Here is a 5,821-nt window from a genome sequence, read left to right as displayed (position 1 = left end):
CGTTTACGCCCTGGAACTCCAGGTATACCGTCTGAGTCTCCGGGTCAAATTCGGGCATGGGAAACGTCTTTTCATAGGTACAGGTGCCGCGCCAGTAGTCGTTTCCGCCGTCCTGCCCGTCAACCGCATTCCAGGTGTGAGGCAGATCGATGGTCTCCGGCGCACCCTTGGGGCCGTGGAAGGTCCAATTCCCATTCATGTTGATCTTCTCTCGTGTCATATGTACACGTCTCTCCTTCCGCATTCGTATCACTGCTACCGGAACTTCCCTCTCTTGCGCCTCCTTCAGGAATTTCTTCTTCCGCCTCTTCCTGAAGAACTTTTAGAAATTTTGATTCAGATATGCAGCCGAACGTTGGATACTTTTAATGGCGCTGTGCTCCACATGGTTTCGGTGGCTCTCCAGCACAACGGCCTGAATGCCATTGGCCCTGGCCTGCCGCGTCAAGCGGTCTAAATTCATATTACCGCACCCGAGTTCCATGCTGTCAGACTTCAGGATCGGGGTTATGGAGGGGCCGCGCTGGCGCGACCCCCGGTCATTGATGTGCCATAGGCGCATACGTCCGCCCAGCTGCTCCATCCACTCCGCAGCGTCAGCCCCGGCCTCCGTAAACCAGTAACTGTCGAACTCAAAGCCGACCGCTTCCGGGTCGGTCTCACGCAGGATGTACTCATAGGCACGCTCTCCGCCCTCAGAGATCCGGCACAGCTCCACATTGTGATTATGATAGAGCAGCTCCATCCCCGCCGCGTGCAGGCGTGCGCCGCACCTGTTCAGGTCGGCGCACAGCCCTGCCAGCGCTGTGCGGTCGGTGTAATCAAAGCGATACATCCCGGTGACTACCACTTTGTCGGTCCCCAGCTCTGCGGCCCGCTGCGCCACAGCCTCCGGGTCCGCCTTGAGCGTACCCAAATCCTCGTGCAGGGCGACCACCTTTAAACCCGCTTCCCGGGTGAGGGACGCCCAGTCATAGGCTCCGCCCCGCCCCGCCGGCATCCCGGCGGCGGCGGTAAGCGCCCGCACCAGGATGCCGGTAGGCCGGATCATGAAGCCGTTAAGTTCAATGCCGTCGTAACCAGCAAATTTGATGGTCTCCAGGGTAGTAAAGGTCTCCTTTTCTGTTCGGGTGACCTTTCCCAGCATGATCTGCTGAACCGCTTTGACAATCACTTTGCTTACCTCTTTTCTGTTCCAGTAAAACAGGACACAGTGCCCAGGACGGCACACAGCAGGAACACGCCGGCAAACGTCATGCCCAGCACGGCGTTTCCACCGATGAAATTGACCTTGTTCCATAGGTCAGACAGGCTGGGCAGCGCCAGCCGGAGCACAAGCGCGCTGGCTGCGGCATAGAGAGCAGTGGGCACCAGAGGCGCGAACTTCAGCCGGGTGAGCACCGCCAATATGGTGGAGACTGCCCCGGCCAGCGCCAGCAGGAATCCAAGGATGGTAAAGGTGCGATCTCCCCCGTCCAACACCAGATAGAGGATAGCTCCGGCCAGTGCAACAAGCGCCGCTGCAAAAAGTACATAAAAGCCGAAGTTCCGGCCTTCAAAGGGCTTTTTCATCTCACTTGCGCTCCTTTCTGAGATATGCCTTCCCGAAAAACACTGCCAAAGATACTACTGCCAGCACACCGACACCTATACAGATGCCAATGAGGGTGGGCTGCCACCAGTAGATAGTCTGTTCAATGACAGTCTCCGCGGAGAGGCCGTTGATGAGAACACTCCGGCTGTGGGCGTAATAGAAGTGCTCATTGGCGGTCTGCATCCAGCGGAGGATGTTGCCGTCCCGCTCTTTAATCGCCAAATTGGTCAGCTGGCTGGTGCGGCCTGTGTCGGAGAGGAACAGGTCCGTGCCGCCGGTGATACACTCGGCAGTAAGCACATAGTCGGATGCATCTTTGGACGAGTCGGTAATATTGATGCCCTTAAAGCCCCATTCATTGCGGAGGATCTCAATTTGGGCGCCCCGGTGAGCCGGGGAGGCAGTCAGCCCGATGCGGTTGTAGCTGGTCATCACGCCCAGCGCGTTATCATCGGACATGGCGCCCTCAAAGGCCCGGAAGTAAATCTCCCGGCAGGCCTGTTCTGTGGAGAACGTGGCCACGCCGTGGCGGTTCACCTCCTGGTCGTTGAGGCAGAAGTGCTTGAATCCGGTGATGATGCCCTTCTCTGTCATGGTCCGGGCAGTGTCCCGGCTCATAAAATAGCTGAGCATGCCATCTTCAGAAAAATACTCGCTGTTGCGCCCCAGGTAAGCGGTGCGGTGGATATTGGCCCCAGGCCCAAAGACCATGGTCACGTCGGCGTACATCGCCTCCTCCGCCATGAGGGCACCCCGTTCAGCGGCCAGCTCCAAATTAAAGGTTGCCGCCTGGATGGGCTCGTCCACATAGAGCGTGCAGGCTTTTCCGCTCCCCTTCACATAGCTGCCCTGGATACCGCAGGGGCCGTTGGTGGAGGCGTTGGCCGGCTTACCCACCTCAGGAATGGCCACATTGCCCCGGTTATCGCCGCAGATGGTGGCCAGCTGGTTGACGGAGAGCTGCTCGATGAAGGTCTGCCACGCTTCGTCGCCATAAGGCACATCTTTCATATCTACCAATTTGAGTCCCGCGTCCTCTCCGAAGGTCATATCCCCGGTGTCAGGCGCGTCAGCGGGCTTGACATAGGTAGCGCCCACCATCCCCTCAGCCATGGCATCCGTGGCGGTGAGCCCGGTAACGCTCACGGGGAACGTGTTCCAGTCCGCCCGGGTCAGGTAGGTAACCGCGTCGGGCAGATGTTCATTGAGGTCGGCGTCCTGGAGCTGATTGGACACCACGGTCCCGGTGCTGGGGTGCACAGCCCAGGTGGTATTGTCGTAGGCTGCCAGCTCTGCCTTGACGGCCTTGGAGCTGTCCCCGGGGACAGTGTTGCCCTTTTCATCAAACATTCCGCTTGCGCCCTTGGCCGCGAGGATGTTGTTGAGGGCGTCGTGGCTGCTGTCGCCAATGGCGAAGTAGTACTCCCCCGGATCGAGGATGTAGCACCCGGTTTTGGTGCTGTCGGCCCCGTTGACGGCGTTTTCGTCATAGGAGGCGAAGTAGTAGTCCGGCACCGTGATGGTTACTGTCTCACTCTCTCTGGCGGCCAGCTCTCCCGTCTTCTGGAAGCCGATGAGCTGCACGGCGGACTTCTCCACCTGTCCAGGCTCCCAGGGCGCCTGGGCATATAGCTGCACCAGAGACTTGGAAACGCCGTCAAAGCCGCCGTCATTTGTGACCTTTACCTGCGCGGTCACGGTATGGGCATCCTGATCCCAGGTGATGGACTCCACCTCCTGGGTGAACTGGGCATAGGACAGTCCGTAGCCAAAGGGATAGGCCATCTCAGCGGCATAGTCCCAGCCCTCCGCGCTGGCAAAGGCTCCTGCGGTGCTGCCGGCATTGTTGACCCCCAGGACCTGGTCCTGATAGCGGGTCTCATAGTACTTGTAGCCTACATAGATGTCCTCAGCATAGACCAGGTAGCGGTCGCCGTACATCTTCTCCAGGTTGGTGAACTGATAGTCGCCGAAGTTCTGCATCGCGGGGGCGGAGAGGGAGCTGCTGGCCCAGGTGTCGGGCAGGTGCCCCGACACGTCGGACGCGCCGGTCAGGATATCAGTCAGGCCGATAAAACCGTAGTCTCCCACCGCGCCAAATACCAGACAGGCGTCTACGCCGTACTCCTCCTGCTCGATCCATTCCACGTCCATAGCGTAGGGGCTGTTGATCAGCACCACGGTTTTGGCAAACGCCCCGCTGTCGTGGATCATTCTCAGCAGATCAGCCTCTTCCTGATGGAGAGAGCATGGGTACGCCCTCGGCATCCATTGGATCCAGATCCACCCCTTCGCCGCCGTACCGGGTGAGGAGGACAAAGGCCACATCGTTGTAGTTGTCGGCAAAGGACGCCTTCAGGTCATCGGTATAGAAGCTCACAGGCACCTCGCCGATGCTGGAGGTCCCCCGGGTAGCGGCCGAGGTGCGGGTGACGCCGCTGTTGGCATAGGCCTCCCGCAGAACGGGGTTAATCTCAAAGCCGGCCGCTTCAAAAGCGGCGTAGAGCTCGCCGCCCCGGTCCGCATTGAAGCTGGCGTTGCCGGCGTTGGACTTGTATACCGGGTCCTTCACCGAGTTGCCGAAAAAGGTAACGCTGCGCTCCTCCGCACTCAGAGGAAGGGCGTTGTTTTCGTTGCGCAGCAGCACTGCGCCTTCATGCATGGCGCGGATATTGTGATCCCTTGTGTCGGCCAGGAGCCGCTCAGAGTTCTCTGCATTCAGCTCTCCATAGGCAGAGGGATAGTAATTGGTATTCCCGCTCACCTCGATGCTCTGTCCTCCCGTTAAGCCCAGGAAGCTGTTTACATAGCCGCTGTAATAGAAAGCGGTGCTGGTGAGGCTCACCGCCAGGGCCAGCACCACCGCCAGGGCGGCCGTGATGCCCAGCCATTTCTGATAAGTCCGTTTCACTGGTTTCTCTCCTTTTATTTTCCTTCCTCATTTGAGGATACATCCTGGGCGGCAGACTTTGCCTTTTTCCCGGTACGCACCGCCATCAGCGCGCACAGCACCGTGAGAACGGCCAGCACGCCGGTGGCCGAGTAGAGGGTCACCTGCCACCAGGGCATGATGGAAACCACGGTGGCGTCACCCACATTCATCACGTTGGTCCGGGTCACGCCGTAGACGATGTGCTTTACTGCATTGCGCACCGCGGTGGCGAGAGCGGGGTCGTCCTCGCTCCCATCCAGGGTCCCCATGCTGCCTTTTTGGCCGCACCAGTAGTCCTGTCCGGCCAGCACACCCAGACGATAGTCCATCCAGCTGGCGTTCATGGACATATCGGTGATGGCCGCGCCTTCCATGCCCCACTCATCCCGGAGGATGCCGGTCATCAGGCCGTGGTGGGCGCCTGCCCATACCACGCCAATGCGGTTGAAGGAGCTCATGACATTCATGGCTCCACCGCGGACTGCGCCCTCAAAGCCCTCCAGATACAGCTCCCGGATGGCCTGTTCGTTGCTCCAGGTGGAGATGCCGTAGCGTCCCTCCTCCTGGTCGTTGAGGGCAAAGTGTTTTACAAATGCCAACATTCCCCGATCTCGGATGCCCTGCACCTCGGCGGCGCAGATCTCTCCGGACAGCCAGCCGTCCTCGGAGTAGTACTCATTGTGACGGCCAAGATACGGGGTGCGGTGGATATTGGTTCCGGGCGCGTAAATGCCCGCCATAAGAGTGACCGTATTATCCGACTGGGCATGGAGCATATCCTCGCCGATACACTTCCCTACCTCCTTTACCAGTTCCGGGTTGAAGGTGGCCGCCATTACGTCCTCCGAGGTGAAAGCCATGCCGCTGCTGCCCCCCAGCAGGCTCTTGGTAAAGCCGGTGGGTCCGTCCGACTCCCGGGTCCCGGGCAGCGAGATCTCCGGCAGGGCAGCCGTCTGATAAGCGCCATTGTAAACCAGATTCAACATTGCCTCATAGGGAATCTGGTCCACCAGGTCCAGCCAGGTGGGGTCATCCGCCGGGACGTCCACAAAGTCGATGGCGCTCAGGGTGCCGCTGACGCCCACCTCCGGCGCCTCAGTGACGTCAGACCAATAGAGTTCCTTGTACTTTTCCACCAGGGCCGCCCGGCCGGACTCCTCGTGGGTCAGTCCGTCGTCCCACATCGCCTGGGTCACCCGCAGGGATACCGGCTCCTGGGGGAAGGTGCCCACCCAGTCATTGCGGGTGAGGTAGGTAATCTGCTGGTCCTCCGCGCCCTCGTACTTGTTCAGGTC

General features: G+C 59.7%; 5 protein-coding genes and 1 pseudogene. All 6 read right to left on the bottom strand.

Annotated features, from left to right (window positions below):
• Nucleotides 1-220, bottom strand: a pseudogene (locus tag Q0K06_RS13540) (glycoside hydrolase family 2 protein); the annotation flags it as partial.
• Nucleotides 221-322: 102 nt separating this feature from the next.
• The gene (locus tag Q0K06_RS13535) at nucleotides 323-1,174 is read right to left on the bottom strand and encodes a sugar phosphate isomerase/epimerase (RefSeq protein WP_294553585.1); all 852 of its coding nucleotides are present in this window, start codon (nucleotides 1,172-1,174) and stop codon (nucleotides 323-325) included.
• Nucleotides 1,175-1,179: 5 nt separating this feature from the next.
• Nucleotides 1,180-1,572 carry a hypothetical protein gene (locus tag Q0K06_RS13530; RefSeq protein ID WP_294553583.1) on the bottom strand — a complete coding sequence of 131 codons (393 nt, stop codon included), beginning with the start codon at nucleotides 1,570-1,572 and terminating at the stop codon, nucleotides 1,180-1,182.
• Between the two features lies 1 nt (nucleotide 1,573).
• The gene (locus Q0K06_RS13525; protein WP_294553581.1) at nucleotides 1,574-3,808 is read right to left on the bottom strand and encodes a glycoside hydrolase family 3 N-terminal domain-containing protein; all 2,235 of its coding nucleotides are present in this window, start codon (nucleotides 3,806-3,808) and stop codon (nucleotides 1,574-1,576) included.
• 10 nt (nucleotides 3,809-3,818) lie between these two features.
• Complete coding sequence (locus Q0K06_RS13520) at nucleotides 3,819-4,505, bottom strand: hypothetical protein (protein ID WP_294553579.1); 687 nt, start codon at nucleotides 4,503-4,505, stop codon at nucleotides 3,819-3,821.
• A gap of 14 nt (nucleotides 4,506-4,519) precedes the next feature.
• Nucleotides 4,520-5,821: glycoside hydrolase family 3 N-terminal domain-containing protein (locus Q0K06_RS13515; RefSeq protein ID WP_294553577.1), on the bottom strand; the 1,302-nt coding region annotated here is incomplete at its 5' end.

Origin of the sequence: uncultured Pseudoflavonifractor sp., from assembly GCF_944387805.1 — a bacterium.
GTDB lineage: Bacteria > Bacillota > Clostridia > Oscillospirales > Oscillospiraceae > Pseudoflavonifractor.
Note: the sequence above shows the minus strand (reverse complement) of the source record. Positions and strands in the feature narration are given on the sequence as shown.